The following is a 25,128-nucleotide window of genomic DNA, read 5'->3' on the forward strand; positions in this document are numbered from 1 at the left end:
GTATGCAACGTATCGACGCTATCAGGGACATAGCCCGAAAAGCAGGGCAAGATGATGCTCTCCTTGTATGTAATATCGGTATACCCTGCAAGGAACTCTACAGCGTATGCGATACTCCTGGCAATTTCTACATGCTCGGTTCCATGGGCCTGGCCTCGTCCATCGGTCTTGGCCTTGCACTTTCCCTTCCCCGGAGGATGATCATAGCCATTGATGGCGACGGCTCTGTACTCATGAATCTTGGGAGCCTGGCAACCATAGCCACACAGGCCCCGGAAAATTATCTTCTTGTCATAATTGATAACGGCTCTTACGGTTCCACAGGCGATCAGCCTACAGCAACATCAAAAGGAGCTGATCTGGCAGAGATTGCAAAGGGAGCCGGCAATAGCAGGGTCTGCCGGACCGACAGTCATGAGAAACTGAAACATATCCTGCAGGGTAATGATCACGGTATTGTCGTTGTGAAAGTGGATCCCGGGAATGCAGATGTTCCAAATATCAGCATGTGTCCGGGAGATATAATGCGCAGGTTCATGGCCGGATCGTATCAACCATCTGACTAATCCTAAAAGAGCCTTCAAGTATCATTCTTTTGAGCTTTTCCTCAAGCTCCAACGCTCTTTTCCGGTCAGACTGCCTCAGCACTATTGGAACCTCGTGTATCCTGCCTTCCATCTCGAACCTGATGCTCCCAAGCTCTGCGCGGAATACATTTCCGGGACATTGGGTAGTACACAGGCCACAGTTGAAACACTGTTTCATGTTCATGACCGGCCTGTCATTATTGTAATGTATCGCATCCATAGGGCAGCACTCTGCAGCACTGCATTCTTCGCATTGGATACATGATGAAGGCCTGAACTCCACGGAGATGTCGGTGCCCCTCCAGCCGTCTGCATAACTGGTACTGCCAATCGTCACGCGCCTGTCCACGTCCATTACGGGCATCGGTACATCCGTATCTGTCACAATGATAGCATCAAGCACTGACTGGCTGACAACGGGGATAGGTATCGCCCATGAGACTATGCACTCGGGCCCGGCAGAAGTGGAGAACCCTCCCATGAGTGAGGGGTCCATATCGTGCATATCTGCAAATCCGGTGAGGTTTGGCCTTGCCGGACTGCTGCGTGTCCCTTCTCCGATGACAAAACCCTGTGCACCGTTCATGAGCATCCGTGTGCCTATTCCGATTGTTTCAAGCTGCGGGTCATTCTTCAGAGGATTGATCTGGCCGCATCCTGAAAATGTCGCAGTCTTCATATCGGGCTCGAGTTCCGTGGCGTGGAATATCGTGCCTACAGGTTCCCCGGAACAGTTAACGAATGCGGCATAGTTCTTGAATGTGTGCCTGGTGGCAAACAGTTTTGCATGTGGTATCCCATCCAGTGTGATTTTTGTGTGGAAAGTCTCGTTTCCTTCAGTGGTTACTGCAACATCTATTGGCTTCTTCTCTGCCATCTCCCGGAAAAGATGGCCTGCGCCGTATCCGGGAATCGTGTGTGAATGTGCTGTTCCGAAAACCACCAGATCGAGCATGCTGAGGCTTTCGTTCGGACAGGGTCCTACATGTGCGGTTACTCCGTTAAGGAAAACCTTTGACGCTCTCTTGAAGGGAAAAGGAGATTCTACCGGGAAGGAAAACACGGCATAGGTCCCGCTCATTACCGCTCGTGTAGCGGTGGTCACCACATCAACATCTCTTATGGTGATATTCTCCCCTTTGTCCACAAGTTCGCAGATCTCCTGCGAGGTCATCACTACTGCATCGTTACTGCTGATCTTCCTTTTAATATCTTCAATTGAACGCTCCACGATATTACCCATGTATCCACTCACCGGATGTTCTAAAAGAAGATAGGTAACGGTATTTAATTTAAGTTTTGCTATCAGTCCAGACCGAGGATACTTGCCAGCTCAAGCCCTTCGCTTCCGATCTCGGAAAGCCTGTCAAAGGCCTCTTGCTTGGTTATGTATTTCTCGGTACGTGTGCCATCGGAAGATTCTACCTTGATGGTAATCTCGTTCTTGACATAACCGCGCTCGAAGGATTCCCTGACAATTTCCCCATACTGCTGAGCTATCAGCTTGAGGCAGTCGAAAATCTCATTATTGCGAACAGCATCTCTTCCGTCAAGCATTACCTGGGTAAGGGTCTGTGATCGTATGAACAATTCTACATATTTACGCAGTTCGCTCATAAGGTCCTCGATACTTTCCAGCTTAACTGACTTTATGAGGGTCTCATCAGCTGTTATATCTGTTTCGCCTAAGTTGATCTGGCAGTTACCTGCATTGCAGCTGATCCTGAACTGATGTTCTTTCTTCTTTGTCTCGAATGTAGCATCGATATAGTCAACGCCGTCATAATTCACAGAGGCGATAAGATATTCGGATACATCGATCATCTTGACCTTGTTTTCCTTGTGGATCAGGCCGGATTTTGTCCATGTAGGCAGGAACAGGTCTCCATATGCTTCTTTGATGGTAAGTGTCTCATGGGAATAAGTTAATTCGGATGTATATTCCATACCAGAGAAAACGGCTTTCATTGTGCCACTGAGGACACCTTCCTTCATGGAAACATGATACTGGTTAGTTGTCCCGTATATGCCTGATCTGAAAAGAGGATTCAGAGTGGCAAGGATCTCTTTCTCCAGTTTATACAATCCGCTTTCAGAATCGTTCCTTATAATGTCCAGTCTTTGGTTGAGACTCTTGAGCCCTTTTGTGGAGCTAGTGATACAGGCATCCATAACAGCGTTACGGCATTCCAGTATTTCTTTTTCCCTTGCATCCCTGGAAAGGTGATCTACATAAGCCTGGACATCCTTACTGAATTTATCCAGCTCCATTATCCTTGATTCGAGGGAGGATATCTCCTCGGATTCATCTTCGCTAAGCTCAATGGCAGAATTTTCCAGGGGAATGACTTTCTTGGCAGTTCCTATAAAGTCATTCAGGTCCTGAATAAAATCCCTTTGCAATGGTAATGCAGTTGAGTCCTGGAATGTGTATTTCATCCAAATCCCTTTTTGAAATATACTTCTGTTAGTATTATGCCCTCATTTCGATTATATATATTTCGATTTAAGGGTCTGGTAGTTTCCGTGATTATATCACGGATCTTACGCTTTCCAATATCATGTTCATATAGCGTGCAGCGCCGTTCTTCAGATCCATAGGGTGAAGCTGGCCGCTTGCATAAATTTCCTGAAGTCCCTCATAACCTTTACACTTGAGGTCCCCTCCGAATTTTTCAGGCCGCTCAAACACGATCTCTTCATAACGCGGAGAAATATGATACCTGAATAGTTCCAGCACAGGGTTGTTCTCAACTTCTCCCGCTGGACAGAATGCTTTTTTCATCTTGGCATTGATCTCTGCCTCGGAATCATCAACAGAAATGAAATTGTCATTTGATGAGGACATCTTATTGCCGTCGAATCCGAGTATGATGGGTGTGTGTATGCACAGCGGGGCTTTAAAACCCAGTGCAGGAAGTCCCTCTCTTGCAAGCATGTGGATCTTGCGCTGGTCGATACCACCAACAGCAACATCCACTCCCAACATTGCAATATCTATTGCCTGCATGATGGGATAGACCATCTGGGATACCTTTGGGTCATCCATCTGCCGCCCTACCTCGTCCATGCTCCTCCTGGCCCGGTTCAGGGATGTGAGGCGTGTAAGTCTGAGAACGTTAAGCATGTAATCCGGCTTGAGCTGGTAATCTGACCCGTAGACGAAGTTCGTCTCTTCAGGGTCCAGCCCCAGGGCAATGAAACAACGCTTGTTGTAGTCAGCGGTCTCGCGAACCTGTTCAAGCGTTCCCTTCTGGTTAAGATATGCGTGGACATCTGCCAGCAAGACGGTTATCTTGAAGCCCGCTTTCTGCAGGTCAAGGAGCTTGTTGACAGTCAGCACGTGGCCCATATGGATCTTGCCGCTAGGTTCGTACCCGACATAAGCAGTCGGATGCTCTTTTGTTTCCAGGAGTTTCGTCAGCTCTTCTTCTGTTACTATTTCCTGTACGTTCCTTTTTATAAGTTCAAGTCTGTCCATAGGTTCACCGTTGCAATCGTGTGCTGTATAATTGCCTATCTCCTTAAATGCTTTTTCTTACAGGCCGTTCTGGTCATTTCAGCCAAGCAGTTCATCAATAAGATCCGATCCATCTTCAGATTTGAAAAGTGGCAGCTCCCAGTCCTGTTTTACCCGCGTGCGAATGGCGAGCGTTTCCTCCTGCATGTATGGGTTAAAGCCCTCAACTTCGTATTTCTCCCGGAGTACCATTATTCCACGCCTCTGCCAGGAGGGCACAGCCGCTATATTTATACCCCGCTGAAAAAGCAGTTCATGCATCTGGCCTGATTTTTTACTTCTCAGAAGTTCTGAAACACCTTTTTCGTCTATTCCTTCTCTAAGGAGTGTATAATATGCATGGGAGTTGATACAGTTACGCCATGCTTCAGCCTGCCTCCACACCAGGTATTCCCCAATGAGGTTTTCATTTACGGGTATGATCCTTGAATCAAAGGAGAGGGGCTCTCCCGGCTTGAGGAGTAATGTAAGCGCACTGCTGATGAATGAAGCTATCACGGAATCAAGTTTCTCTATCCTGCCGTCAAAGGGTAATTCATTGAAATATAGACTAATCTCGTCAGAAAATGTGTAAGCAAACACCGGACTCAGGCCACTATGCCTGAAAAAGAGCTCAACAGCATCTGCCATTGCAGATGCGAACACCATATCATATGGTTTTTCAAATCCCATGCGAGACAGCACATGCCTGAAGTTGCGGCCATCAACGCGTACAATAACAGGCGGTACACAGTAAAGATCTGAGTAGATCTCTCGCCTTTTCATAGGCAATTCATTCTTCAGGCTCTTGCTTGGCTGGCTTTCTGAACCTGTCAACAATGTTCCTGATAAGAACTATGTCGCCTGTTGTGACTACCCATCTGTAGGGTATTATGACACCTTTTGAAGTGACGTCGAATATGTCCTTGTTTATGGAGGAAACTGCTATTCCTTTTACGGTCCTTTCATCAATGTCCAACACAAGATCGGCAACCTTGCCTACATATGTGCCTGTATCGGTGTAAATGTTCAATCCGAAGAGTGAGGTTATGTCTGCACGCATGGTATCCCTTCTTACTTAGATTTTACTTATATATCAATATTTGTATGTAAGTGCCGGTGCCTTATTTACCGCTTTTGCTAATACCTAATACCGACATCATCATATTTATATTTTTAATATGCTCTGGTGCACATCCTCTGCAGATTGCTTCAATGCCTGCTCCTGCTCCTTAGTAAGTTTAAGCTCGATGATTTCTTCCGCACCATTTTTCCCTATCTTTACGGGGACTCCCAGACAAATGTCCCTGAGGCCGTACTCACCATCAAGATAGACGGAGGCCGGTACGATCTTCTTTGTATCCTTGAGAATTGCTTCGGTCATTATCGCAATCGCTGCAGATGGTGCATAGAATGCACTGCCTGTCTTCAGGTAACCTACTATCTCCGCCCCGGCATTGACCGTCCTTTGTACCAAGCGGTCAATAGTTTCTTTTTCCATCATTTTGGTTAGCGGTATTCCTGAAACGGTAGTATACTCCGGCAAGGGTATCATTGAATCTCCATGACCTCCAAGGACCATCGCATTGACATCCCTCACGTTGCATCCGATCTCTTTTGCGATGAAGGTCGCAAACCGGCTGGAGTCCAGGAGTCCGCTCATTCCGAAAACTCTTCCCCTTTCCTGCTGCATGCACTTTACAGCCGCATATGTTGTCACATCAAGGGGGTTTGTAACTGTCATGATGATAGCATCGGGTGTCTGCTCCTGTATATGGCTGCAAACTTCCCTGGTTATCTTTATGTTCGTTGCAAGCAGGTCATCCCTGTCCATCCCGGGTTTTCGGGCGATACCCGCAGTTACAATAACAATGTCAGAACTACTGATGTCCCTGTAATCATTAGTGCCTGCAACATCCACATTATATCCCATGACAGGTGCTGCCTGGGCGATATCCAGTGCTTTGCCCTGTGCCAGGCCTTCCACTACATCCAGCATCATGACATCCGCAATATCAAGTTCTGCAAGACGCTGCGCTGTCGTGGCTCCCACATTTCCGGCTCCAATTATTGAGACTTTCATAAATTATCCCTGTTTAATTATCAAGTCATACCCTTAAGCCTTTATCCATGGCCGGGGTGCATTATATAAAGAATGATCGTATTTGTAAATTTCCCGGTGGAACGTTATGATTTATCATATATCAGACCTAACAGGTTAAGTGAAACAAATGCTTACCAGTACATACATTCATATTCCCCGGGTAGGGACCACGGTGGAGAAAAAGATATGGTCAAGTGGCATCAGGACCTGGGATGAGTTCCTGGATAAAAAGAGCGACCTTCACATACCACGTTCCAAGATGGAGCTTATTATTCCCGGAATAGAGGAATCCCGCGAACGGTTGATGTCCCGTGACTGTGAGTTCTTTGCAAGATCACTCCCAAGTGCGGAACACTGGCGGGCTTTCCCTGAGCTAGGTGATAAAGTGGCTTATGTTGACATTGAGACCACAGGTCTTTCACCCTGTCATTCGCACATAACAGTCATCGGTATATATGATGGAAAAGAGGCAAAGACGTTTGTCCGGGGCATAGATATGGACGACATAGTGGAGGAGTTTGAGAAATACGATTTCCTTGTAACCTTCAATGGTGCAAGGTTCGATCTTCCATTTATCAAGCGCGAGTTCCCTCAGGTTGACCTGAATAAACTTCATGCAGACCTGATGTATCCTCTGAGGCGCGTATCTCTTACAGGCGGCCTTAAAAAGATCGAAGTGGAACTTGGCATCACCAGAAGCGAGGATGTTGCGGGAATCTCCGGTTTTGACGCAGTGCGCCTGTGGCATCAATACGAAAGAGGTGATGAGGAGGCACTTGAACTACTCCTTGAGTATAACAGAGCCGATATAGTCAACCTCGAAACGATAATGCAGATGACCCTTCCAAGATTTATTGATAACAAGTTTGCAGAATGCAGATGATATGGTTCCTGATCTAAGCAAGATACCTGATTCTCCCGGTGTATATCTCATGAAAGATGTATCCGGGGATATCATCTATGTCGGAAAGGCGAAATCCCTTTCCAGAAGAGTGCGTTCTTATTTCCAATCATCTGCCGGTCATACGCCCAAGACAAAGGTGCTTGTCAGGCATATAGAGGACATCGAGTTCATACTGACAGCTACTGAAATAGATGCTCTTGTACTTGAGGCCAACCTTATCAAAAAGTACAAGCCTCGCTATAACGTGCGGCTGAAAGATGACAAACGTTATCCTTATGTCAAAGTCACTGTAAATGAAAAATATCCGCGCATATTCCTTACACGCAGAAGGTTGATGGATAATGCTCTCTATTTTGGCCCTTACACTAATTCCAGGGCTATTCGCAGTACTCTGGAACTTATATCGAGAATATTCCAGTTGCGCAAATGCCGAAAACCCATCGTGGCAGGAAGGACAAGACCCTGCCTCAACTACCACATAAAGTTATGTACTGCTCCGTGCAGGGGCGCAATGGAAGAGAGTGAGTACAGGGCACGTATCATGGAGGCTGTGCGCTTTTTGAAAGGTGATACCTCCGGCCTGCTGAGACAACTGGAAGAGAGAATGCATCTGCTTGCACAGCAACAGGATTATGAATCCGCTGCAGAGGTGCGTGACCAGATAGAGGGAGTGAGATGCCTCAGCCAGCAACAGATAGCAACCTCGGGCACAGACGACAGGGATGTCATTGCAGCGGTATCTGACGAGACCGTGGTATTCCTCCAGATATTCTACATAAGGCATGGAAGCATGGTAGGGAAGGCCGATTTCTCTCTTGTCGGGGCTGAAGGCTCCAAAGAGATACCCGAAGCCCTTGCCACATTTATCAAACAGTATTATCAGGACTCTCCCATCCCTCCTGAGATACTTGTACAATATGAGGTGCCTGAGAAAGAACTTATCATGACATGGCTTAGCGGCAGGTCCGGCAGGGAAGTCAAATTGCATGTGCCCCAAAAAGGTGATAAGAAGAAGATGCTTGAAATGGCTGTCCGTAATGCGGAAATGGCTATGAGGGTGGCTGAGCTGAGACCCAGTCCGTCTGTTGCTGCACAGGCTGCGCTTAAAGAGCTTCAGGAAGTGCTGTCGCTTGAGAAACTGCCTCAGCATATAGAGGGCTTTGACATATCCAATATCTCAGGTACCAATGCAGTGGGATCGATGGTGGTATTTGAGAATGGCCTGCCTTCAAACAGCAAATACCGCCAGCATAATATCAGGACAGTAAAGGGAATAGATGATTTTGCAATGATGGCCGAGGTGGTTGCCCGCAGGTACACACGCCTGATAAAGGAAAATGCACCTCTGCCGGACCTTGTTCTTATAGACGGGGGGCCGGGTCAGGTAAGTGCGGCAAAGTCTTCTCTGGATTCCCTAGGGCTTGATATTTCTATTATAGGACTTGCAAAACGCTTTGAGCATATCATAACTCCCAGGAAAGGTCCTGAGGAAGTGATCATCCTTCCCAAGACCTCTTCCGCGCTCAAGCTCTTGATGCATATCAGGGATGAAGCCCATCGTTTTGCTGTCACATCCCATCGTCGCAGGAGATCCGCGACACTGACTCATTCCGAGATCGATGCAATACCTGGAATCGGTCCCGGTAAAAAGAAACTATTGCTCGAACACTTTGGTTCGGTGGATAACATAAGGTCTGCATCCGTCCAGGCCCTGACAGAGGTCAAAGGGATAAACAAGAAGATTGCAGAGTCTATTCATGCATATCTTAAGACCCAAAATTAAAATATCTTGTGTCCCTACCTTCTTATAGGAAGTTTGAAAGTTAATCTGAGTTAGTGTTTTAAGGGTGAGTTGAAAATGGGAAATGAACTTGATTTTTATGGCAACATCAGGACTCCTGATGTCAGGATGCTTTACGATATGTCCGAGGTTCTCTTTGACAGGGAATGGCTCATGTCCGCTGAAAATATGGAGTTGTACTACATGTACAGGAACCTTTACAGGAACAACTCCGAGCATGAGCTCATAAGCAGGCACAACCTAAGATATGATATCACGATAATACCTCCCCGGATGCTGGGAAGGGAATATATAAAGACCGCCGGTCATTATCATCCCCATGTTCCGGGAACTGAGCTTTCATACACTGAAGTTTACCAGGTGCTTGAGGGTAAAGCTACTTACCTGCTGCAGAAGCAGGAAGGTGACATGATAACTGATGTAATGGTCTACAACGCAAAGAAGGGAGATTGTGTGCTCATACCTCCGGGATACGGGCATATAACCATCAACGCTACAGGTGAGATCCTGAAGATGGCAAATTGGGTGTACAGGGATTTTTCCTCTATATATGGGACTATCAAGGAACTTTCAGGAGGGGCTTATTACCTGCTTGTGGAAGGATTCGTCAAGAACTCTCAATACAAGGATGTTCCGCCCATTCGGTTCATGGATGTCAGGGATTATCCGGAACTGGGACTTTTTGCAGGGAAAGATATGTATGAACTTGTAAATGATATATCCCGACTGGGATTCCTGGGAAATCCGCAGGATTACTCGTCGGTATTTGAGAAAGCTATTGCAGGAAAGTAACTTTTCTGTGCGAACATATAAATGGTCCAAGCTATTAGAACGGTTAGAGGTGTGTCATTGCAAAAAAATAGTCGTATCCAGTTTACTTCTGCCAAGATAGAGGACCTGATGTTCAGGACTACATTTGACCCCAGGACCCGTCAGGGGGATGTGATAATTAATCTTTCCCTTATCAGCAGCAAAGATTATGATGATGTTATCAAGATATTCAGTATGGCGATGAATAGCGGCCTCACGGTGAGCCCTATGATAAAGGTCTTCCGTGAAGGAGATGCTATAGGGAACATAATCATAGGGAAGAACGAAGTCGGTTTTGCAACGGTATGCAGTATAACTATCGACGGCATCCTCCTTAAATCCGGTGTGATGATAAAACCTAAATTTGGCGGTCTGGTGGAGATCAGGGAAGGCCTGCCTGTACGCTTTACCAATGTGCTCACCTATCAAAGCACTACAATAGACCCTCTGGAAGTACTGATGTCACAGGAACTCACATCTGTCATGGAAATGCTCAGGACCGGGACGGGCAAGATACTTGCGAACTTAAGGGAAGCCCCCATGATTGCACGGGACATCATCGACAGCACTCTTTCCGATATGGTCGAGGCAGGCATAACAGGCATACTTGAGGTGGGCGAGCCCAATACGAGGATACTGGATATACCTGTGGAAAGGGACCATCTGGGAATCGTGGTCATAGGGGGCACGAATCCCATGGCTATTGTCCAGGAGCACGGTATTCCCATCAGGACCAATGCAATGTCCACTCTGATGAGCTTCAGTGAAATGAAACATATAAGGGAACTGTAAGCATCTAAGCGATGCAATGTATATTTTTCCAATGCGCCTTGGAAATATCAGGTGCGACCTGCTATCTGTCTGGCTATGAGCTCATTCAGCCTCTCAATGAATTCCTCTTTTTTACCATAGGGCACTGTTGCACCCGCAGCAATATCATGTCCTCCCCCGGCGCCTCCGACCACCTGGCACACCTGGCTGATAGCTTCTGAAAGATTGAGCCCTTTGTTTACCAGTTCCTGTGTGCCTCGTGCAGATACCTTATGGCCATCTTCCTTGTCGGCAAATGCTACAATGGGGAGATGCCGGTTGCTGGATGCATGGCTCATGCCTGCAACGATTCCCACAATAGTTTCCGGTATGGAACCGCCTGCATCGAAGTATTGGAGATTCGATAACTGGGTTACTCCTTTTTCCCTGACAAAGTTAAGCCCTTCCACAAGGTTCTTACGGTGCTCGCCCAGGAGTCTCTTAGAATCCTCATATGCTTCTTCCCTGTCCCCCATGCAGACAGCCATTCCGATATCTGCTTTCATATATCGGCCTGTGGCATTGAGGAGAGTGGCATACTCGCTGGCATCTCTCATCTCTGTCCCTTCCTTCTCCCGGAGGAGTATGTAGCACTCGCTCACCAGGCGGTTGAGACTGTATGATGAAAGACCGTTCTGCACAGAATATTGCAGAAGGGAAGAAGTCACCTTTATTTTCTCTTCTTCTGTAAGGTCTATCCACCTGCGCCATCGTTCATCTTCCGCACAGCGAAATCCTATCTTCCGGAGAAAATCTATGCAAGCATCTTCATTGCCTGTAAGCCCTGGCAGGTAAGGATCTGAAGAGTACTGCAGCATTTTGTAAACAGGCCTTGTCTGCTTACCGAAGAGGGATATATCTGTCTTTGCTGCTATTGTGTCCGGATTGTTGTCAAGTATCTCCCGGTTGAGACTTACGAGTTTGCCATATTTGCGGTATTGCATATCTCCAATGCACCCTACGATGGCAAGGTCTGCAAGATCCCTGTTACTTCCCAGCTCTTCCGCAAGCAGGAATGCAGTTCCTGAACCGCTGATCTCAAAGGAACCATTGGCCCCGAAAAGATGAGGGTTGAGGTGCATTTCCAGGTCTCCCTGCGGACGATGATGGTCAGCAATTACTGCATGCAGTCCGTAATTGTTAATATGTTCTATCTGCCCGCTGCCAAGGTCTGTAAATATCACAAGTTCGGGGTTCTCGTTTGCAAGCTCCCTGACAATCTCCTCATCAAGCTGTTTCACAAAGAGCATCTCGTACTCGATACCCGCTCTCTCCATCGATCTGGCAATGATGGCCGCAGAACTTATCCCATCGGCATCTATATGTGACACCAATTGTACTTCCTTGTACTTCTTTATCTCCTCTGCGCACTTTCTGGCACGCTGAGCCATTTGTATCATGGTTTCTGACATTTTTCCTCATCATATTGCCCTTTAATTCCTCTTCCATCCATGTGGGTCAATAACGTATTTGTTTCCTGCTCTTTCCATCCTGCAGAACTCCTGGATCTCTTCTATTGTGAATTTGGTCATATCGTCCTGGTGGAACCTGGCATCAAGCACGTCCCAGGGAAGAATATAAGCTTCCCTTGAATGTCCGACCCCCATTTTCAGTTCCACAGCAAGAAATCCTGTTCTTCCGGAGCGTTTCAGGAAATCTGATATCCTGTCTATCTGGTGTGAACCGTTCTTGTCTGTAGTGAAGTGCTGAGTGAAATACAGCGCTTTTGCCCCTTTATCGACAGAGATACTCTTGCACTCTATGCCCAGGTAGTAGTCCGGATTGAGTGAATCTACAAGCACATCAAGGAACTGCGCAGTGAATCTGTGCTGTTTCAGGCGGTGAGCGATGCCTTTAATATTTTTTTCTTCAAAATATTTATTGAATGATTGGACAAGTACTCTTTCGAACTCTGTCATACAAAACCTGCTTTTTAGGGATAAGATAATCCTTATATCTTAAAAATACTGTGTCCCTGCGTTAACTTGATGTAGTTTATGCTTCAATTATCCCGGGATGAATAAGAGAAACATGGAAATACTATCCTCGGTAGGCTCTGTGATCCTGCTGGCAATCCTTTTCATTCTGGTCCACCAGAATATCCCGCAGTCCCAGGAATATGGTTTTGTTGCTGCGCTTGTTGTCTTTATAGTAGTTGTTTCCTTGATGGGTCTTAAACTGACCAGGATGGAATGAAGCCGGGATGTGTAATGGCGGTATTTACTGGCTATCTGGATTTCGATACTAAAGGGAACACTGATATCATAGATGTAACTTCCCGTGTCGCAGGGATTGTTGCCTCATCCTCTATCACTGATGGTATTGTTCTGGTATTTGCACCTGGTTCCACAGCTGCAATAACCACACTTGAATATGAGTCGGGTCTTGTTTCTGATCTTCGGGAAGCTCTGGACCGCCTTATTCCTCCGGATATGTACTATAAACATCATGAAAAGTGGCACGACGGGAACGGACATTCACATATAAGAGCTTCACTGCTTGGGCAAAGCAGATCTTTCCCTGTGATCGAGGGGAACATATTACTTGGTACGTGGCAGCAGATTATTTTTATCGATCTTGACAATCGTCCTCGCTCAAGAAGAGTAATAGTTCAGGTATGCGGGGAAAGGGCATAGATACCGGAAGATAAAAAGTTTATAATATAATAGAAACCCTGATTCCGGAAATCAGGATTTCTTTTGTGGATACTTTTTTCAGTTATTCTGCTTGACAAGGAATTTAACAAAATCCGGGCTAAGCCTTGTTTCCCTGACCATCTTGTCCTCGATCTCATCGTCTGAGAGTCCGTCTGCCCTGTACTGGTCAATGCGGTCATAGACACTCTGTGAGACCTCGGAGTATTCATTGATATCTTTGCGGTGTCCCCATACATCGCCTTCAAGAAGGTCGATTCCCTGCATTTCCAGGTACATCCTGGCTGAGTTTGAGATGGTCCTCTTGTATGAGCTTGGTATGTGCAATGCCTTTACGTTGGGGCATTTCATGACAAGGGAAAATATATCAGTGTTAGATGGCCTGAATGCAAGGTGTACGATTTCTTCATTCGGTCCAAGCGTGTTAATCTCATCTTTTGAACTTACAACTCTTATTTTCATTTTTAATCACCTTATTTTAATATGAACATATTATTTTACCAAAAACTGTGCAGCATTTTACCCAGTAATAAATTAGTGTATATACAAAGTTTTATTTAAAGGTTCCTAAACATATAAGATTATACTCATAGTATAAATTAGTTTAATCGTATAATCTCTCTTTTTATTTAGACTGACTTTGCTTTATAAATAGCCGTTGGGGACAGTGCCCTTAATAAGTTTGTGTAAATCTAATGAAATGCACAATTTTTAATATCCATCGTTTTATATTCTAATTGAAGCTTTATTGTATGTTGATCCTATTATTTATTGCTTGACCCTAATTTTTATTTATTGAACGCCAAATATAATCAAAGTATTGTATACACATAAAGTAATTTGTATTTAAATTTTCTCATTTTAGATAAAAAGTATATATCATCTTTCGCAGGATACATTTCTTATGTAAATCTATTTATAAATAAACTGATATCTCCTCTTTTGTTATGCCTCCACACACAGCAAACCTCTGGACTAAAATGAATATTCGATTAAGCTATCTTTTTTTCGGTGTGGCCCTTACTTATTTTTCAAGTTACCTGCCTGATATGTCCGGGGTGGTGGGCATAGAAGGAACGAGAATAAGCTCCCTGGTTGCATTTGGCTCATTGAATGGAATGCTTTTCGGCCCTTTCTGGGGCTCTATTGTTTCAGGTACTGGTATGTTCCTTCATGAGCTCAACACTCCTGGCTATCTTAGCAAGAACGCTTTTAGTATGCTCTCCCTGTTCTTTGTAATGCTATGTTCCTTGGTTTCAGGCCTGATAATTCAAAGGCAGCACCGGTTGGCTATTGGCATCTATGGATTCCTGTTACTGCTGTGGTACTCTATGGATGTCGGCAGGGAAGCTTACTATTACCCCTGGTTCCATATAATTGCATTAATAGCGTTCCTGATAGTCGGCAAATATGTTGTAGAGTCTATCCACTCAAAAGCGTTTATTTTTATATATTTGTTCTTTGCAGCCCTGTTAGGTGTCCTGTCAGATCATATCGCAGGCTCCATTGCCTATTCTTATATTTATGGCCTGCAAGCATCTGCATTTTCTTCCGTAGTGCTGCTCTATCCCCTGGAACGCATCATACTGGCAGTGAGTGCCACTCTCATTGCGTTTTTCATTCTGGCTATCTACAGGGATGTGGTCCTGTCTTCCAATAACTTTAAAGAAGATGTTGACAGGCTCAAATCACAGGAACTGGAAGAGTATTTGAACCGCGATGTAATGCAGATAATTGAAAACGAGGGGCACGGACGCTGATAAGACTGCTTTTCCGGCCAATGGTCTATTGAAAACGTTCCAGTTTATGCTTCATGCAGGAGATGGCCCTGGAAAATTCATGTTCACGATCTGAAAGGACCAGTATATCCTGGCTCCTTGTCGCAATATTGCACATACACGGTATTGTCACAAGCACAGGTATATCGTAACGCTTTTGCTCCAGAACATTCCCATCAACAGAGCAGTGGTGCATATTGTCGACTATGGCGCATTTCTTGTTAAGGGACTTGTAAACACCATTAACAAGCTGTTCAGTACAATCAGAGCAGGCTTTAGTAGGGCTCTGCACTATCAGGACAACGTCAGAGGCTGCAACAGCATTGATCGACTCGTACTCTACCCCGGGGCCCGTATCAAATATTATTACATCTGCCCCGCTACTTATAAGTTCTTTTTTCCCAATGATGATATTCTTCAGTGCATTGGACTGCCATTTCCTGTCTTTGCTCGCAAGCTCTCGTATCTCATTTATGTCTGCCTTGGAATAGCCAACAAGGAACTTTCCCTGAGTTCCAAGTTCCCCACTTACGTCCAATATCACTTCATCTATACCCCTTTTCCCGGAAAGCAGGTCATTGACCCAGTAGGGTATGCCTGATATGTCATGTTTGAAGAATGTACGCAGAGATGGCCCTCTTACATCCATATCCAACAGGCATACATTATTTCCATCGAGAGCGTAGGCTGCGGCAAGATTTACTGCGATACTGGTTTTCCCTGTTCCGCCTTTTGCTGAATGTACTGCTATTGTGAATGTCATGGTAACTCAATGTTCCTAAAAACCTTAGAGTAATTGAACTTTATTACAAGAAATATATATCCTTTCCAATGTGGATAATGAGCAACAATGGCATGTTATAACATTTCAGGGTATCAACACATATTGTTGTTGATATGAAAATACACTTTCCTTCCTTCCCTGTACTTCTCAACATGTTCCATTCGTACAAGCTGATTGAGGTAATTGCTTTCAACAGCTCTTTCCTTTCGGGTTATTTCCGCAATATCTTCAGCAGTTGCGGGTCCGATCTCAAAAAGAGTGGTTGCTGTAGTGCGTAAATGATCAGGTAGGGAAAGCAGCATCATAACATCCAGTGAAGTATTCATATTCATATTTTCACTTGGAAAAGGGGATACCTCTCCTTTTGACAACAGTCTGTCTAATTTGACATTAATCTCTCTAAGATTATACAGTATCTCCTCAAGGATTTCGTTTTCAAGCATTATGTTACCTTTTGTTTTTATCTGCTATTTAGCATGCTTATCCAGTATTGATCAAGTTTATCGGTTTAATCAAAATAAATGTTTTCATTTCTATCCTGATCAAGTTTCCTCGACATATATACCCCATCGCGTTCATAGCCAAGCTTACGATAATATCCTCTCACACCTATGCCACTAAGGATTGCCAGCTTGCTATAACCTGCATTAAGTGATATCTCCTCTGCACATGCAACCAGTTCCCTTCCATATCCCCGATGCTGCCAGTCGCACTTTCCGGCCCTATCACCGACAGCTACCATGGAACCATATACATGCAGCTCTCTTCCCAAGGCAGCATTTCCAAGTTCTTCCCGATGCGGCATGTCGGGAAAGCGCAGCCTCATAAAGCCTATGAGTATGTCCTGAACGGTGTCCTCAAAAGCAATAAAATGCTCTTTTCCTCCGCAACACTCATAGCTTTCAACTGTGAGTTCGATATGTTCCTCATCAGGCTCTCTTCCCTTAAGGATATTGTGTCCTACTTCGCGGCACCTGATACATCGGCATCTGCCTCCATGCCGCTCCAGATAGTCCTGTGCAAGCTGCCTTACATTGCTTTTCCTGACGCCTGAAAGTATCTGGGGGGCAGGGATGTCTCTCTGTATACGCTGCAAGCGGACCCATTTTGGTACAAATGATTTGATCTGTGCCAAAAGCCCCACTGCGTCTTCATCGGTTATCGCGCTATAATCTCCGCTTTCCCACATTTTATGCAGTTCTGTGCCTTCTGTGACAAGTGTGGGGTATATCTTAAGATAATCCGGCATGAACTTCGGGTCAGTGAACAGTCTCTTGAAATTCCTTATTTCTCTCTCCCCATCCATGCCCGGTAGTCCTGGCATCATGTGGAATCCCACTTTAAGGGCGCTGTCTCTCAGCACCCGGTTGGCCTCAATGCTGTCTGCAACGGTATGTCCCCTGCGCATTCTGGAAAGCACGAAATCATAGGTGCTCTGGACGCCTATTTCCACCTTGGTGGCTCCAAGTTCCAGCATCCTGTCAACATGTTCAGGTTTTGTCCAGTCCGGTCTGGTCTCAAAGGTAATACCTGTATTCCTGACATCTGCGGTCTCATTGGCTTTATGCACATCTTCCAGAGTGACATAAGGGTAAGCTTCTCCAATTGTACTTACATCATTACGCCAATCACTGCCATAAAAATCATTCATTGCCTCAATGCAACGTTTTGCATACCATTCCTGGTAGTCTATAGACCTTGCGGAAAAAGTGCCACCCATAATGATGAGTTCAGCTTTCTTAATCTCATGTCCTATATCCTTAAGTTGCCCAAGCCTTGCCGTGACTATCCTGTAGGGGTCGTATTCGTACTGTATCGCACGCATGGTGGAAGGTTCCCTGCCCATATAACTCTGGGGAGAATTGAACTGCGAATCCGGCCCCCCAGGGCAGGGCAAGCATATCCCGTGAGGGCAGGGGGCAGGTGATGTCATGGCTGCTATGACTGCGACTCCTGATATGGTACGCACCGGTTTACGCTGAAGCAGATCCATCGCCTTCTTCTCTTCCTCGTTACCTGCCCTGATAATGTCTGCATTTCTTGGAAGACTGGCAAGCCTGTAGCTCTTTGCTGTTCTTTTCTTTGCCTGGTTCAATTGGCGCAGATCGGTGATCTCACCGTCGATGACCATCTCAAGGATCTCTCTGCATGCTTTATTATAATCAATATCTTCCACTGTCATTTTTCTAAGCCGTATTCTTTCTGGCCTTGCATTACTGGCAAAAACCTGCTACAAGAGCTTCCAGTTGTATTCGCTCATTGGATGCGTCTGTCATGCAGAGATCGGCATCAGATATCTTTATTATCCAGCCTGCAATAGTTGCATCACTCTCGTTGCAGGATGCTGTCATTGCATGTAACTGCAAGAGGATCTCCTGGCCCGACATTCCATCTTCCAGGATAAGATCATCTATAGCCTTACGGGCTTCAATGATATCTTTTGATATGGCAGCCTGTAGCAAGTGTGTAATGTTCTCTGATCTTTCCTTCAGAGTGCAGTCGTATATTTCCTGTGCTCCTATGACGGAATCCTGGAATTGCAGGGAAACCATCTGCAGGGTATGAAGCGCCTTGGCAACGTTCCCGTTTGCGTGATAGCCAAGTGCGTCAATCCCGTCATCTGCTATTGACAGATTTTCATTGTCAGCAACCTGTCTGATAAAAACTGCAAGCTTGTCTACCGACACATGCCTGAAGAACAGCTGAAGGCCCCTTGACCTCAGGGGTGCTATAAGTTTTGAAGGCTGTGTCGTGGAAAGTACAAACCTGCAGGTATTTGTGTATTTTTCCATTATCCTTCTCAGGGCGTGCTGGGAATCGGAGTTGAATGCTTCTACGTTATCAATGAATATTATTTTAAAGTCCGCATCTATGGGCCCCATACTGGCATACTCATTAATGATCTCCTTAAAGATGGAAATAACACTTTTTGTTATCTTTGAAGGGTCATCAGTGCCTATGATGCGTAAGAATCTCTTGTCTCGCACAAGGTAACGCTTTCCCTGCTCAAAGAAATCCGATGCGTTAAAGTAAGTAAAGTTGCGCTGGTAGTCCTCTCCGTATATCTCGTGCGCCATTGCAAAGGCCGTCGAAGATTTGCCTGTGTTCTCAGGCCCGTGGAGGACCAGATGAGGAAGATTCCTGGAGCGGACCAGCCTGCGAATCATATCTATGGATTCTTCGTTGCCCAGCACTTCATCCAGATTCGAAGGTCTGTATTTTACCGTCCAGAGATCTTTCATTTTCCTCACCTGATCATATGTTTATTTTTGTTCACTCTGCCTTCTTGGCAGCTTTTTCCGCACTTGCCTCAAGTACGCTGTGGATGACCCTGCCATAAACTGGCCTGGCTATCAATATGCCTATCAGGACACCTACGATGGTTGTTATTGCGAACCCTTTGAGGGCACCGAATCCCATCACCACCAGCGGGGACATTGCTATCACGGTTGTCGCTGCAGCAGCGAATATGATGGCAAATGCTTTTGTTATCCTGGCCAGATATACTTTTCTTGGAGGAAGCTTGCCTTCATACAATACCTCATCAGTGATAATCACGAGATGATCTATACCAGTCCCCATGACAGCTATGATACCTGCAATACTTGGAAGGTCGAGCTGCCAGCCAATGGCACCGGCGAAACCAAGGATCATTATTACCTCACTGACAGAGGTGCCTATCATTGGCAGGAGTATTTCCGGTTTCCTGTACCTTCTGTAAACGACTGCTGCAACAGCAAGAAGGGTCAGCAGTCCGGCAAAGATGGCCTGGCTCCTGAACTGCTCACCCAGGGAAGCATCTACCTGCCCTGAGCCTATTATCTCCACTTTGACAGGAAGTGCCCCGGCGCGCAGGTGTATCTGCAGTTGCTCAGCCTTCGCCCTGCTCTCTTCATCTCCTCCTGTGGATGCCTGCCAGGAGTATATCGGATACTGAGATAGTGTTGCTGCCGCAGAAGAACTTAGGGGTGCACTGTATACCTCGCTCTCATCGAGGTACATTATCAGGTTATGGGACATAGGGTCAGTTGTTGCCCCCGTTTCAATGGCTGCTCTCTGCAGTGCAAGTGCTCCGGCATCGGTCAGGGTAAATGGGGTGTACCATTGCCCGTCTCTGTCATTGTACCCTGCTATTCCTACATTCTGGATCTCATCACCATAGAGCACATGTCTGCTGGCATTGCCCTGTGTCGCTATTCTGATCTCGAATTTTCCTGGTTTTGATGCAATATCCTGAGCAGTGGCAAGATCCATTCCAGCAAAATCGATAAGGATGTAATCATCACCTACCACTCTCACGGGTATGTCCTTGAGTCCGAGGGTGTTCAGTTTCTCACTCAGGATGTCCTTTGTCAGGTCCCTTGTTTCTTCCCTTACACCTTCACGGTAGATGGGTGTGCCATCACTGTCGCGGACTATGTACCCGCCCACATTGGACGTGATCCTTTCCAGATCTTCCTGGGATACAGCAGTCCTTATCTCATATTCAATGCTGCCTGAGTCGGTCCTTTCGGGGATGACTTCTGCTTTGAGGGTGTTACTGAGGTAAGATGTGATCAGCGTTGATTTGGACGTATAGAAAACAACTTCTGTTAAGTTATTCTCCCGGGTAACAGTCGACTGCCCCAATCCCAGCTGGTCCATTCTGGTAGTGGTAAGCTGCTCGGTAGTTGTAAAGGTGACAACAAGCTGCTCGTTATCCGTATTAACACTCACGATATTGATACTATCGCCGATCTCATTCCTGAGTACTGCGGCGGACAGTGCTTCGGCATCAGCGTCAAGCTGCGCCACAGCTCCCTGGAGCTTGACCTGCAGCCACGAACCTCCTTCAAGGTCAAGTCCGTAATTGAGTCCGGTAGTGAAACCTTCTTCAGAGGAGTATCCTGGCTGGATGAAGATAATCGAGGCAAGTATGGCAATTATGAAAACTATTACCCTGAAGTCCCTGAATAGACTTTGCTGTTCTTCATCTTCTCTCATGCTTTTCTCCTCCTCTGGCCTGAGCCGGCTACATACCATCTGAGGATCGATGTGTTAAGCAGCCATGTGTTTATCATGTCAGCTATCAGTCCGAATATCAGTACTATAGAGATGTCTGAAAGCAGTGTTATCTGTGAAAATGACGGGATGACAAGGTATGAATATGTTGAGACCACGTACATCACAACAAGTGCTGCAAGTGTTGTTGTTGTCATTGTTATGCCTGTCGGCATTGCATTGGATATGTTCTCCTGGACCGTGCCACGCCTTTTAAGCACTCTTGTTGTGAGCAGGATGTCACTGTCCACTGAATAACCTATAAGCATCAGCAGGGCGGCAACCGTGCCGAGTGAAAGCTCGATACCTGCCACATTCATGAATGCGGCAGCTATCAGGATGTCTGACATGGCTGAGAGCACTACGGCCCCGGATGGCACAAAGGTCTTGAATATCAGGAATACGACTGCAGCCATTCCTATAAATGAAAGGAGCACTGCTGTCAGTGCTTGTTTCTGAAGGCTCTCTCCGTATACAGGTCCTATCTGTTTTATCTCCACGCCCGTGTATGCAGATGTCACTTCCCTTGTGAGCTGGCTCTGTTCTTCATTGCTCATAGGCCCGAATTGCATCACAATGCGTGAACCCGTTTCGCGGGCATCGATGATGGGATAGCTGGAAAACTGATCCTCAAAAGACTCCGCACTCTGAGTGGTCGCTACTGAGATTAATGTTCCGCCCTTGAATTCCATTCCAAGTTGCACAGGTGAGCCCGTGCTTGCAAAAGTAATTCCCAGTACGATAATAGATACGAGGAAAAGGGCAAGGGGTATTGCCGCAAGCTGGCGGTTACTGTGGCTTTTAACAAATGAATCTAAACGTTCGGTTAAACCGACTTCCATGTTTTATACTCCAAAAAACTTTTTTAGCCCTCTTGGTGCTAACAAAGTAGTTGCTATTCATACACTACAACTTATATATACTACTTGCCATTTCTTCTAAACGAATGACAGACAGACCAAGCGTTGATGAGTATTTTCTTGAGATTGCTACTGTAGTTGCCAAACGTTCCACTTGTCTGAGGAACAAGGTTGGTGCTGTTATTGCCAGGGACAAAAGGATACTATCCACAGGTTACAACGGTGCGCCGCGCAACATGCAGCATTGCCTCGATATCGGCTGTATAAGGGAACAGAACAATATCGAATCAGGCACTCGTCATGAGAAGTGCAGGGCCGTTCACGCAGAACAGAATGCCATACTTCAGGCTGCGCTCCATGGTGTGAGTACCGATTCGGCGACTATCTACTGCACACACCAGCCATGTATCTTATGTGCCAAGATGATTATAAACGCTAATATCAAAAGAGTGGTCTATATTCAGCCCTATCCTGACACTGATGCACTGAGCTTCTTTTCAGACGCCGGTGTAGAGGTCGTGATCATGCCCTTTTAGGCATGTCTGAGACTACAAAGCCCTTTCCTGATAATGTCCTGACTGCTGTTCCGATACATCTCTTTCACAGATGCTTTGTCATCGGAGCGTAGTTCCATACCCCTTATGATCACTATCGGGTATCCGCTACCTCCTTCTCCCATTAGCAGATTTGCTGTTCCTGCTATCTCGTCAGCAATCGATTCCTCGGTGATCTGTAGTATGTTACCGAAAAGGTCCTTTTCTCCTTTCCAGTCCTTGATCGGGTGGATACGATAGAGGCCAACAGCAACCCCGGTTTGCCCTATCTTGAACGCACGGCCATTGGTATCGGTTATGATAACACTGATCTTCCTGCCTGTGATGTCCTCGATTCTCTGTCCTATATTCTCAGCACTTGCATCAGGGTCTGCAGGGAGATCTACAAGGAATCCCCTGTCTACATTCGATGCGTCAATACCTGCTTTTATACATACGTGCCCGTTGTTTGTCTCCACAAGAAATATGGGTGATTCGAGCAATATGTCGCGGCTCCTGTCAAGCACTGCCTGTACAAATAGGGGATCTGCCTGCTGTTTCTGTGCTATCCTGGCAGCTTCCTCGCTTGCTTCGATTTCCTCAAGCCTGAACATCCTGCCTTCGGCTTTAGATACTATTGTTGAAGCAATGATAATAATGTCATTATCCATGACATCTGCATTCTGGCAGATGATAGATGCGATGTCATCCCCCGCTTTGATCAGCGGTACGTTCTCGACAGTAAATGCTTCCATTTTCACAGGCTATTCCTCAGGTGAGTAACAGGAGTAGGCATAAATAATAGTATCGTATAAAAGGAAATCGCGGCGATGATGATAGTTACCCCCACTGAGCAAAGGATGATGATTACTCTAACTGATGCCGCTCTAACACTGTATTTTTGAAAAAGGTGAAAACAGGAAAATGTCCACTTCCCCGTGGACATTCAGATAACACTGCAGAATACTCTGGCTGCAGGTTTTATTCGATCATTATCTTGTGCTTTTCTTCCTCTTCTGCCTTGGGAAGTGTAATAGTGAGCACGCCATCTTCCATTTTGGCCGTTGATCCCTGTTCGGTTACAGAAGCAGGCAGGTTTAAGGATCGTGCAAACTTCTTGAATGAGCGCTCTTTCATCAGATAGCCTTCTTTTTCCTCCTCATTCTCTCTCTGTGTATTTGCGCTGATCCACAGCCTGTTCCCCTTGACATCAATATTCACATCTTTCTTCTCGATGCCGGGAAGGTCGGTGGTGACGATTATATTGTTATCCTTCTCTTTGATATCTGCAAGAGGGCGGAATGTGTCGAGGTCCATCCAACTTCCTCCGGTTTCGCTCTCCCCGAACAGTTGGTTCAGGCGGTCTTGCATACTTCTCATTTCTTCGAACGGGTCCACTCTCTCCACGGCAGAAGGGCTCCATCTTGTAAGTCCAAATCTCATTATGTCCACTCCTCATCCCTATTTCTATATTCACACGGAAACGCTTGCTTCCGGCGTCTCCACTACCTATATTTGAAGATGGTCCTATTTAAACTTGATTAAAGGAGAAAGTCAATAGTAACTGAATTTAGAATGAATAAGGAGGGGGATGCCTACTCCTTTTCCATGTTACTGTTGACCAGACCTGATCAACATTCCCACAAGATCTGCAGCGTATACTGTTCCAAAAGAGCCCTTCTTTACTGACTCCTCATCGAAGGCCTGAGCATCATCCGGCTTATCTCCGGCGGTTGAATAAACCGCAAAGGGTATTGGCACTGAAGTGTGCGTCCTGCGCGCTACAGGAGTTGGATGGTCCGGCAGTACCATTATAGTAACAGCTTCGCTATATTCCATGGCTGCTTTCAGGACTGTGCCGACAACCTTCTCATCGAAGTCCTCTATGGCCTGTATCTTGGCTTTCAGGTTACCCATGTGTCCTGCCTCGTCAGGTGCTTCCACATGCACGAATACGAAGTCATGGTCATCAAGGGCTTGAATCGCGTATTCTCCCTTCCCTTTATAATTGGTATCAAGATAACCTGTGGCTCCGGGAACCTGTATGACATCCAGCCCGGCATATATGCCGATACCGTTCACAAGGTCCACGGCTGATATTATGGCTCCCTTAAGCCCGTAGAGCTCACTAAAAAGCGGGAATGCAGGTGCGAAACCCTGACCCCAGAGCCAGATGGAGTTTCCGGGGTTCTTGCCTTCCTTTATTCTTTTCTCATTGACAGGATGGTTTTCCAGTATTGGCATCGAAGCCTCGATGAGTTCGCTCAGTACTTCGCTGTCCTTTCCCTTAGGCATGTGAAGAAGCCGATCCTGGTCTATAACGTCGTGTGGAGGCGTGCATTGGGTCTCAGCTCCAAGCGCTCCCTTGCTAACCAGCAGATGGCGATAGCTGATTCCCGGATAAAAACTGAAGGTTTCGTTGCCCAGCTTCGCATCCACGGCCTCGATAAGACCCTTAGCCTCGGCGTTTGTGATATGGCCTGAGCTATAATCCGTTATGAGCCCGTCATTTATAGTAATGAGGTTACATCTAAAGGCCACATCATCTCCAGCTATCTTGATTCCCATGCTTGCAGCTTCAAGCGGCGCCCTGCCGGAGTAGTACTTCTTCGGGTCATACCCTATAATGGACATATTTGCAACATCACTACCTGGATGCATGCCTTCAGGCACTGTCCGGGCAAGTCCCGCGCGTCCGTTTCTTGCTATATGATCCATGTTTGGTGTGTTGGCTTTCTGAAGGACTGTCTTTCCTTCCAGTTCCTCAAGGGGCTCATCAGCCATACCGTCTCCGATAAGTACTACATATTTCATGTTTTAACCTCAGTAAGACTCCAATAAACAGGAATTAATTAGTAACGTTCCCTCAAGTATGTTTACTTTGCCGTTGTGGTCATAACCTGAAATAAGCATATATCAAAAAATGCTTTGAATCACACCGTTACTCCTTTGTATTCTTGCATA

At 46.0% G+C, this 25,128-nt stretch carries 27 protein-coding genes; 9 read left to right on the forward strand and 18 right to left on the reverse strand.

What is annotated here, in order from left to right:
- Positions 1-2: 2 nt before the first annotated feature.
- Positions 3-566, forward strand: a complete 564-nt coding sequence (gene comE / locus QZZ22_RS05115) for a sulfopyruvate decarboxylase subunit beta (protein WP_292463195.1) — start codon at positions 3-5, stop codon at positions 564-566.
- On the opposite strand, the gene QZZ22_RS05120 is transcribed toward comE, so the two are convergent.
- The 6 genes from QZZ22_RS05120 to mdh all read right to left on the reverse strand — a co-directional run bounded on the left by QZZ22_RS05120 (position 535) and on the right by mdh (position 6,169).
- Positions 535-1,830 carry a methanogenesis marker 16 metalloprotein gene (locus tag QZZ22_RS05120; protein ID WP_292463196.1) on the reverse strand — a complete coding sequence of 432 codons (1,296 nt, stop codon included), beginning with the start codon at positions 1,828-1,830 and terminating at the stop codon, positions 535-537. The genes comE and QZZ22_RS05120 overlap by 32 nt on opposite strands.
- Positions 1,831-1,892: 62 nt before the next feature.
- Positions 1,893-3,026: a hypothetical protein gene (locus QZZ22_RS05125; protein WP_292463197.1), complete on the reverse strand. Its 1,134-nt coding sequence runs from the start codon at positions 3,024-3,026 to the stop codon at positions 1,893-1,895.
- Between the two features lie 91 nt (positions 3,027-3,117).
- On the reverse strand, positions 3,118-4,068 hold the full coding sequence (locus QZZ22_RS05130) for a tyrosine--tRNA ligase (protein ID WP_292463198.1): 951 nt from the start codon (positions 4,066-4,068) through the stop codon (positions 3,118-3,120).
- Positions 4,069-4,146: 78 nt separating this feature from the next.
- Complete coding sequence (locus tag QZZ22_RS05135) at positions 4,147-4,923, reverse strand: tRNA(His) guanylyltransferase Thg1 family protein (protein ID WP_342765079.1); 777 nt, start codon at positions 4,921-4,923, stop codon at positions 4,147-4,149.
- On the reverse strand, positions 4,880-5,149 hold the full coding sequence (locus QZZ22_RS05140; protein ID WP_292463199.1) for a PRC-barrel domain-containing protein: 270 nt from the start codon (positions 5,147-5,149) through the stop codon (positions 4,880-4,882). Before QZZ22_RS05140 ends, QZZ22_RS05135 begins: the two co-directional genes overlap by 44 nt.
- 105 nt (positions 5,150-5,254) lie before the next feature.
- A complete protein-coding gene (gene mdh / locus QZZ22_RS05145; protein ID WP_292463200.1) occupies positions 5,255-6,169 on the reverse strand; it encodes a malate dehydrogenase in 915 nt (304 codons plus the stop codon).
- Between the two features lie 148 nt (positions 6,170-6,317).
- Between mdh and QZZ22_RS05150 the strand changes: the two genes are divergently transcribed.
- The 4 genes from QZZ22_RS05150 (at position 6,318) to QZZ22_RS05165 (ending at position 10,497) form a co-directional block, all read left to right on the forward strand.
- Entirely contained in the window at positions 6,318-7,073 is a 756-nt protein-coding gene (locus tag QZZ22_RS05150) for a ribonuclease H-like domain-containing protein (protein ID WP_292463201.1), read from the forward strand.
- Position 7,074: 1 nt separating this feature from the next.
- Positions 7,075-8,877, forward strand: a complete 1,803-nt coding sequence (uvrC, locus tag QZZ22_RS05155) for an excinuclease ABC subunit UvrC (protein ID WP_292463202.1) — start codon at positions 7,075-7,077, stop codon at positions 8,875-8,877.
- Between the two features lie 75 nt (positions 8,878-8,952).
- Positions 8,953-9,687, forward strand: a complete 735-nt coding sequence (locus QZZ22_RS05160) for a glucose-6-phosphate isomerase family protein (RefSeq protein ID WP_292463203.1) — start codon at positions 8,953-8,955, stop codon at positions 9,685-9,687.
- A 57-nt stretch (positions 9,688-9,744) separates the two neighbouring features.
- The gene (locus QZZ22_RS05165; RefSeq protein WP_292463204.1) at positions 9,745-10,497 is read left to right on the forward strand and encodes a DUF128 domain-containing protein; all 753 of its coding nucleotides are present in this window, start codon (positions 9,745-9,747) and stop codon (positions 10,495-10,497) included.
- A gap of 47 nt (positions 10,498-10,544) precedes the next feature.
- Here the strand turns inward: QZZ22_RS05165 and QZZ22_RS05170 are convergent, their stop codons facing one another.
- Together QZZ22_RS05170 and QZZ22_RS05175 are read right to left on the reverse strand one after the other, a co-directional pair.
- Positions 10,545-11,927 carry a DHH family phosphoesterase gene (locus QZZ22_RS05170; RefSeq protein WP_292463205.1) on the reverse strand — a complete coding sequence of 461 codons (1,383 nt, stop codon included), beginning with the start codon at positions 11,925-11,927 and terminating at the stop codon, positions 10,545-10,547.
- 21 nt (positions 11,928-11,948) lie between these two features.
- Positions 11,949-12,434: a hypothetical protein gene (locus QZZ22_RS05175; protein WP_292463206.1), complete on the reverse strand. Its 486-nt coding sequence runs from the start codon at positions 12,432-12,434 to the stop codon at positions 11,949-11,951.
- Between the two features lie 97 nt (positions 12,435-12,531).
- Between QZZ22_RS05175 and QZZ22_RS05180 the strand changes: the two genes are divergently transcribed.
- Together QZZ22_RS05180 and QZZ22_RS05185 are read left to right on the forward strand one after the other, a co-directional pair.
- Entirely contained in the window at positions 12,532-12,711 is a 180-nt protein-coding gene (locus QZZ22_RS05180; RefSeq protein ID WP_292463207.1) for a hypothetical protein, read from the forward strand.
- A 14-nt stretch (positions 12,712-12,725) separates the two neighbouring features.
- Complete coding sequence (locus QZZ22_RS05185) at positions 12,726-13,151, forward strand: secondary thiamine-phosphate synthase enzyme YjbQ (RefSeq protein ID WP_292463208.1); 426 nt, start codon at positions 12,726-12,728, stop codon at positions 13,149-13,151.
- Between the two features lie 78 nt (positions 13,152-13,229).
- Here the strand turns inward: QZZ22_RS05185 and QZZ22_RS05190 are convergent, their stop codons facing one another.
- The gene (locus QZZ22_RS05190; RefSeq protein ID WP_256622472.1) at positions 13,230-13,631 is read right to left on the reverse strand and encodes a DUF1699 family protein; all 402 of its coding nucleotides are present in this window, start codon (positions 13,629-13,631) and stop codon (positions 13,230-13,232) included.
- 551 nt (positions 13,632-14,182) lie between these two features.
- Between QZZ22_RS05190 and QZZ22_RS05195 the strand changes: the two genes are divergently transcribed.
- Positions 14,183-14,929: a hypothetical protein gene (locus QZZ22_RS05195; RefSeq protein WP_292463210.1), complete on the forward strand. Its 747-nt coding sequence runs from the start codon at positions 14,183-14,185 to the stop codon at positions 14,927-14,929.
- Positions 14,930-14,954: 25 nt separating this feature from the next.
- Here the strand turns inward: QZZ22_RS05195 and QZZ22_RS05200 are convergent, their stop codons facing one another.
- The 6 genes from QZZ22_RS05200 to QZZ22_RS05225 all read right to left on the reverse strand — a co-directional run bounded on the left by QZZ22_RS05200 (position 14,955) and on the right by QZZ22_RS05225 (position 21,613).
- Positions 14,955-15,710, reverse strand: a complete 756-nt coding sequence (locus QZZ22_RS05200; RefSeq protein WP_292463212.1) for a ParA family protein — start codon at positions 15,708-15,710, stop codon at positions 14,955-14,957.
- Between the two features lie 113 nt (positions 15,711-15,823).
- On the reverse strand, positions 15,824-16,174 hold the full coding sequence (locus tag QZZ22_RS05205; protein WP_292463214.1) for a helix-turn-helix domain-containing protein: 351 nt from the start codon (positions 16,172-16,174) through the stop codon (positions 15,824-15,826).
- 65 nt (positions 16,175-16,239) lie between these two features.
- A complete protein-coding gene (locus QZZ22_RS05210) occupies positions 16,240-17,913 on the reverse strand; it encodes a tRNA uridine(34) 5-carboxymethylaminomethyl modification radical SAM/GNAT enzyme Elp3 (RefSeq protein ID WP_292463215.1) in 1,674 nt (557 codons plus the stop codon).
- Positions 17,914-17,944: 31 nt separating this feature from the next.
- Positions 17,945-18,973, reverse strand: a complete 1,029-nt coding sequence (locus QZZ22_RS05215; protein WP_292463216.1) for an AAA family ATPase — start codon at positions 18,971-18,973, stop codon at positions 17,945-17,947.
- 31 nt (positions 18,974-19,004) lie between these two features.
- Positions 19,005-20,714 (reverse strand): preprotein translocase subunit SecD, encoded by a 1,710-nt coding sequence (locus QZZ22_RS05220; RefSeq protein ID WP_292463217.1) that lies wholly within the window; start codon positions 20,712-20,714, stop codon positions 19,005-19,007.
- Positions 20,711-21,613, reverse strand: a complete 903-nt coding sequence (locus QZZ22_RS05225) for a protein translocase subunit SecF (RefSeq protein WP_292463218.1) — start codon at positions 21,611-21,613, stop codon at positions 20,711-20,713. The genes QZZ22_RS05220 and QZZ22_RS05225 overlap by 4 nt, the downstream gene beginning before the upstream one ends.
- Before the next feature lie 104 nt (positions 21,614-21,717).
- Between QZZ22_RS05225 and QZZ22_RS05230 the strand changes: the two genes are divergently transcribed.
- Positions 21,718-22,167, forward strand: a complete 450-nt coding sequence (locus QZZ22_RS05230; protein WP_292463219.1) for a cytidine/deoxycytidylate deaminase family protein — start codon at positions 21,718-21,720, stop codon at positions 22,165-22,167.
- Here the strand turns inward: QZZ22_RS05230 and QZZ22_RS05235 are convergent.
- The 3 genes from QZZ22_RS05235 to QZZ22_RS05245 form a co-directional block, all read right to left on the reverse strand.
- On the reverse strand, positions 22,164-22,925 hold the full coding sequence (locus tag QZZ22_RS05235; RefSeq protein WP_292463221.1) for a coenzyme F420-0:L-glutamate ligase: 762 nt from the start codon (positions 22,923-22,925) through the stop codon (positions 22,164-22,166). The two genes, QZZ22_RS05230 and QZZ22_RS05235, sit on opposite strands and share 4 nt — an antisense overlap.
- 220 nt (positions 22,926-23,145) lie before the next feature.
- The gene (locus QZZ22_RS05240; RefSeq protein ID WP_292463222.1) at positions 23,146-23,607 is read right to left on the reverse strand and encodes an Hsp20/alpha crystallin family protein; all 462 of its coding nucleotides are present in this window, start codon (positions 23,605-23,607) and stop codon (positions 23,146-23,148) included.
- Positions 23,608-23,775: 168 nt separating this feature from the next.
- Positions 23,776-24,978, reverse strand: a complete 1,203-nt coding sequence (locus QZZ22_RS05245) for a cofactor-independent phosphoglycerate mutase (RefSeq protein WP_292463223.1) — start codon at positions 24,976-24,978, stop codon at positions 23,776-23,778.
- Between the last annotated feature and the right edge of the window lie 150 nt (positions 24,979-25,128).

This window comes from Methanolobus sp., from assembly GCF_016278365.1.
Classification (GTDB): Archaea; Halobacteriota; Methanosarcinia; order Methanosarcinales; family Methanosarcinaceae; genus Methanolobus.

Excerpts from the sequence above, each read along its gene's own strand:
- comE (WP_292463195.1), top strand. The coding sequence starts at position 3 with ATGCAACGTATCGACGCTATCAGGGACATAGCCCGAAAAGCAGGGCAA.
- QZZ22_RS05120 (WP_292463196.1), bottom strand. The coding sequence starts at position 1,830 with ATGGGTAATATCGTGGAGCGTTCAATTGAAGATATTAAAAGGAAGATC.
- QZZ22_RS05125 (WP_292463197.1), bottom strand. The coding sequence starts at position 3,026 with ATGAAATACACATTCCAGGACTCAACTGCATTACCATTGCAAAGGGAT.
- QZZ22_RS05130 (WP_292463198.1), bottom strand. The coding sequence starts at position 4,068 with ATGGACAGACTTGAACTTATAAAAAGGAACGTACAGGAAATAGTAACA.
- QZZ22_RS05140 (WP_292463199.1), bottom strand. The coding sequence starts at position 5,149 with ATGCGTGCAGACATAACCTCACTCTTCGGATTGAACATTTACACCGAT.
- mdh (WP_292463200.1), bottom strand. The coding sequence starts at position 6,169 with ATGAAAGTCTCAATAATTGGAGCCGGAAATGTGGGAGCCACGACAGCG.
- QZZ22_RS05150 (WP_292463201.1), top strand. The coding sequence starts at position 6,318 with ATGCTTACCAGTACATACATTCATATTCCCCGGGTAGGGACCACGGTG.
- uvrC (WP_292463202.1), top strand. The coding sequence starts at position 7,075 with ATGGTTCCTGATCTAAGCAAGATACCTGATTCTCCCGGTGTATATCTC.
- QZZ22_RS05160 (WP_292463203.1), top strand. The coding sequence starts at position 8,953 with ATGGGAAATGAACTTGATTTTTATGGCAACATCAGGACTCCTGATGTC.
- QZZ22_RS05170 (WP_292463205.1), bottom strand. The coding sequence starts at position 11,927 with ATGTCAGAAACCATGATACAAATGGCTCAGCGTGCCAGAAAGTGCGCA.
- QZZ22_RS05175 (WP_292463206.1), bottom strand. The coding sequence starts at position 12,434 with ATGACAGAGTTCGAAAGAGTACTTGTCCAATCATTCAATAAATATTTT.
- QZZ22_RS05180 (WP_292463207.1), top strand. The coding sequence starts at position 12,532 with ATGAATAAGAGAAACATGGAAATACTATCCTCGGTAGGCTCTGTGATC.
- QZZ22_RS05185 (WP_292463208.1), top strand. The coding sequence starts at position 12,726 with ATGGCGGTATTTACTGGCTATCTGGATTTCGATACTAAAGGGAACACT.
- QZZ22_RS05190 (WP_256622472.1), bottom strand. The coding sequence starts at position 13,631 with ATGAAAATAAGAGTTGTAAGTTCAAAAGATGAGATTAACACGCTTGGA.
- QZZ22_RS05200 (WP_292463212.1), bottom strand. The coding sequence starts at position 15,710 with ATGACATTCACAATAGCAGTACATTCAGCAAAAGGCGGAACAGGGAAA.
- QZZ22_RS05205 (WP_292463214.1), bottom strand. The coding sequence starts at position 16,174 with ATGCTTGAAAACGAAATCCTTGAGGAGATACTGTATAATCTTAGAGAG.
- QZZ22_RS05210 (WP_292463215.1), bottom strand. The coding sequence starts at position 17,913 with ATGACAGTGGAAGATATTGATTATAATAAAGCATGCAGAGAGATCCTT.
- QZZ22_RS05215 (WP_292463216.1), bottom strand. The coding sequence starts at position 18,973 with ATGAAAGATCTCTGGACGGTAAAATACAGACCTTCGAATCTGGATGAA.
- QZZ22_RS05220 (WP_292463217.1), bottom strand. The coding sequence starts at position 20,714 with ATGAGAGAAGATGAAGAACAGCAAAGTCTATTCAGGGACTTCAGGGTA.
- QZZ22_RS05225 (WP_292463218.1), bottom strand. The coding sequence starts at position 21,613 with ATGGAAGTCGGTTTAACCGAACGTTTAGATTCATTTGTTAAAAGCCAC.
- QZZ22_RS05230 (WP_292463219.1), top strand. The coding sequence starts at position 21,718 with ATGACAGACAGACCAAGCGTTGATGAGTATTTTCTTGAGATTGCTACT.
- QZZ22_RS05240 (WP_292463222.1), bottom strand. The coding sequence starts at position 23,607 with ATGAGATTTGGACTTACAAGATGGAGCCCTTCTGCCGTGGAGAGAGTG.
- QZZ22_RS05245 (WP_292463223.1), bottom strand. The coding sequence starts at position 24,978 with ATGAAATATGTAGTACTTATCGGAGACGGTATGGCTGATGAGCCCCTT.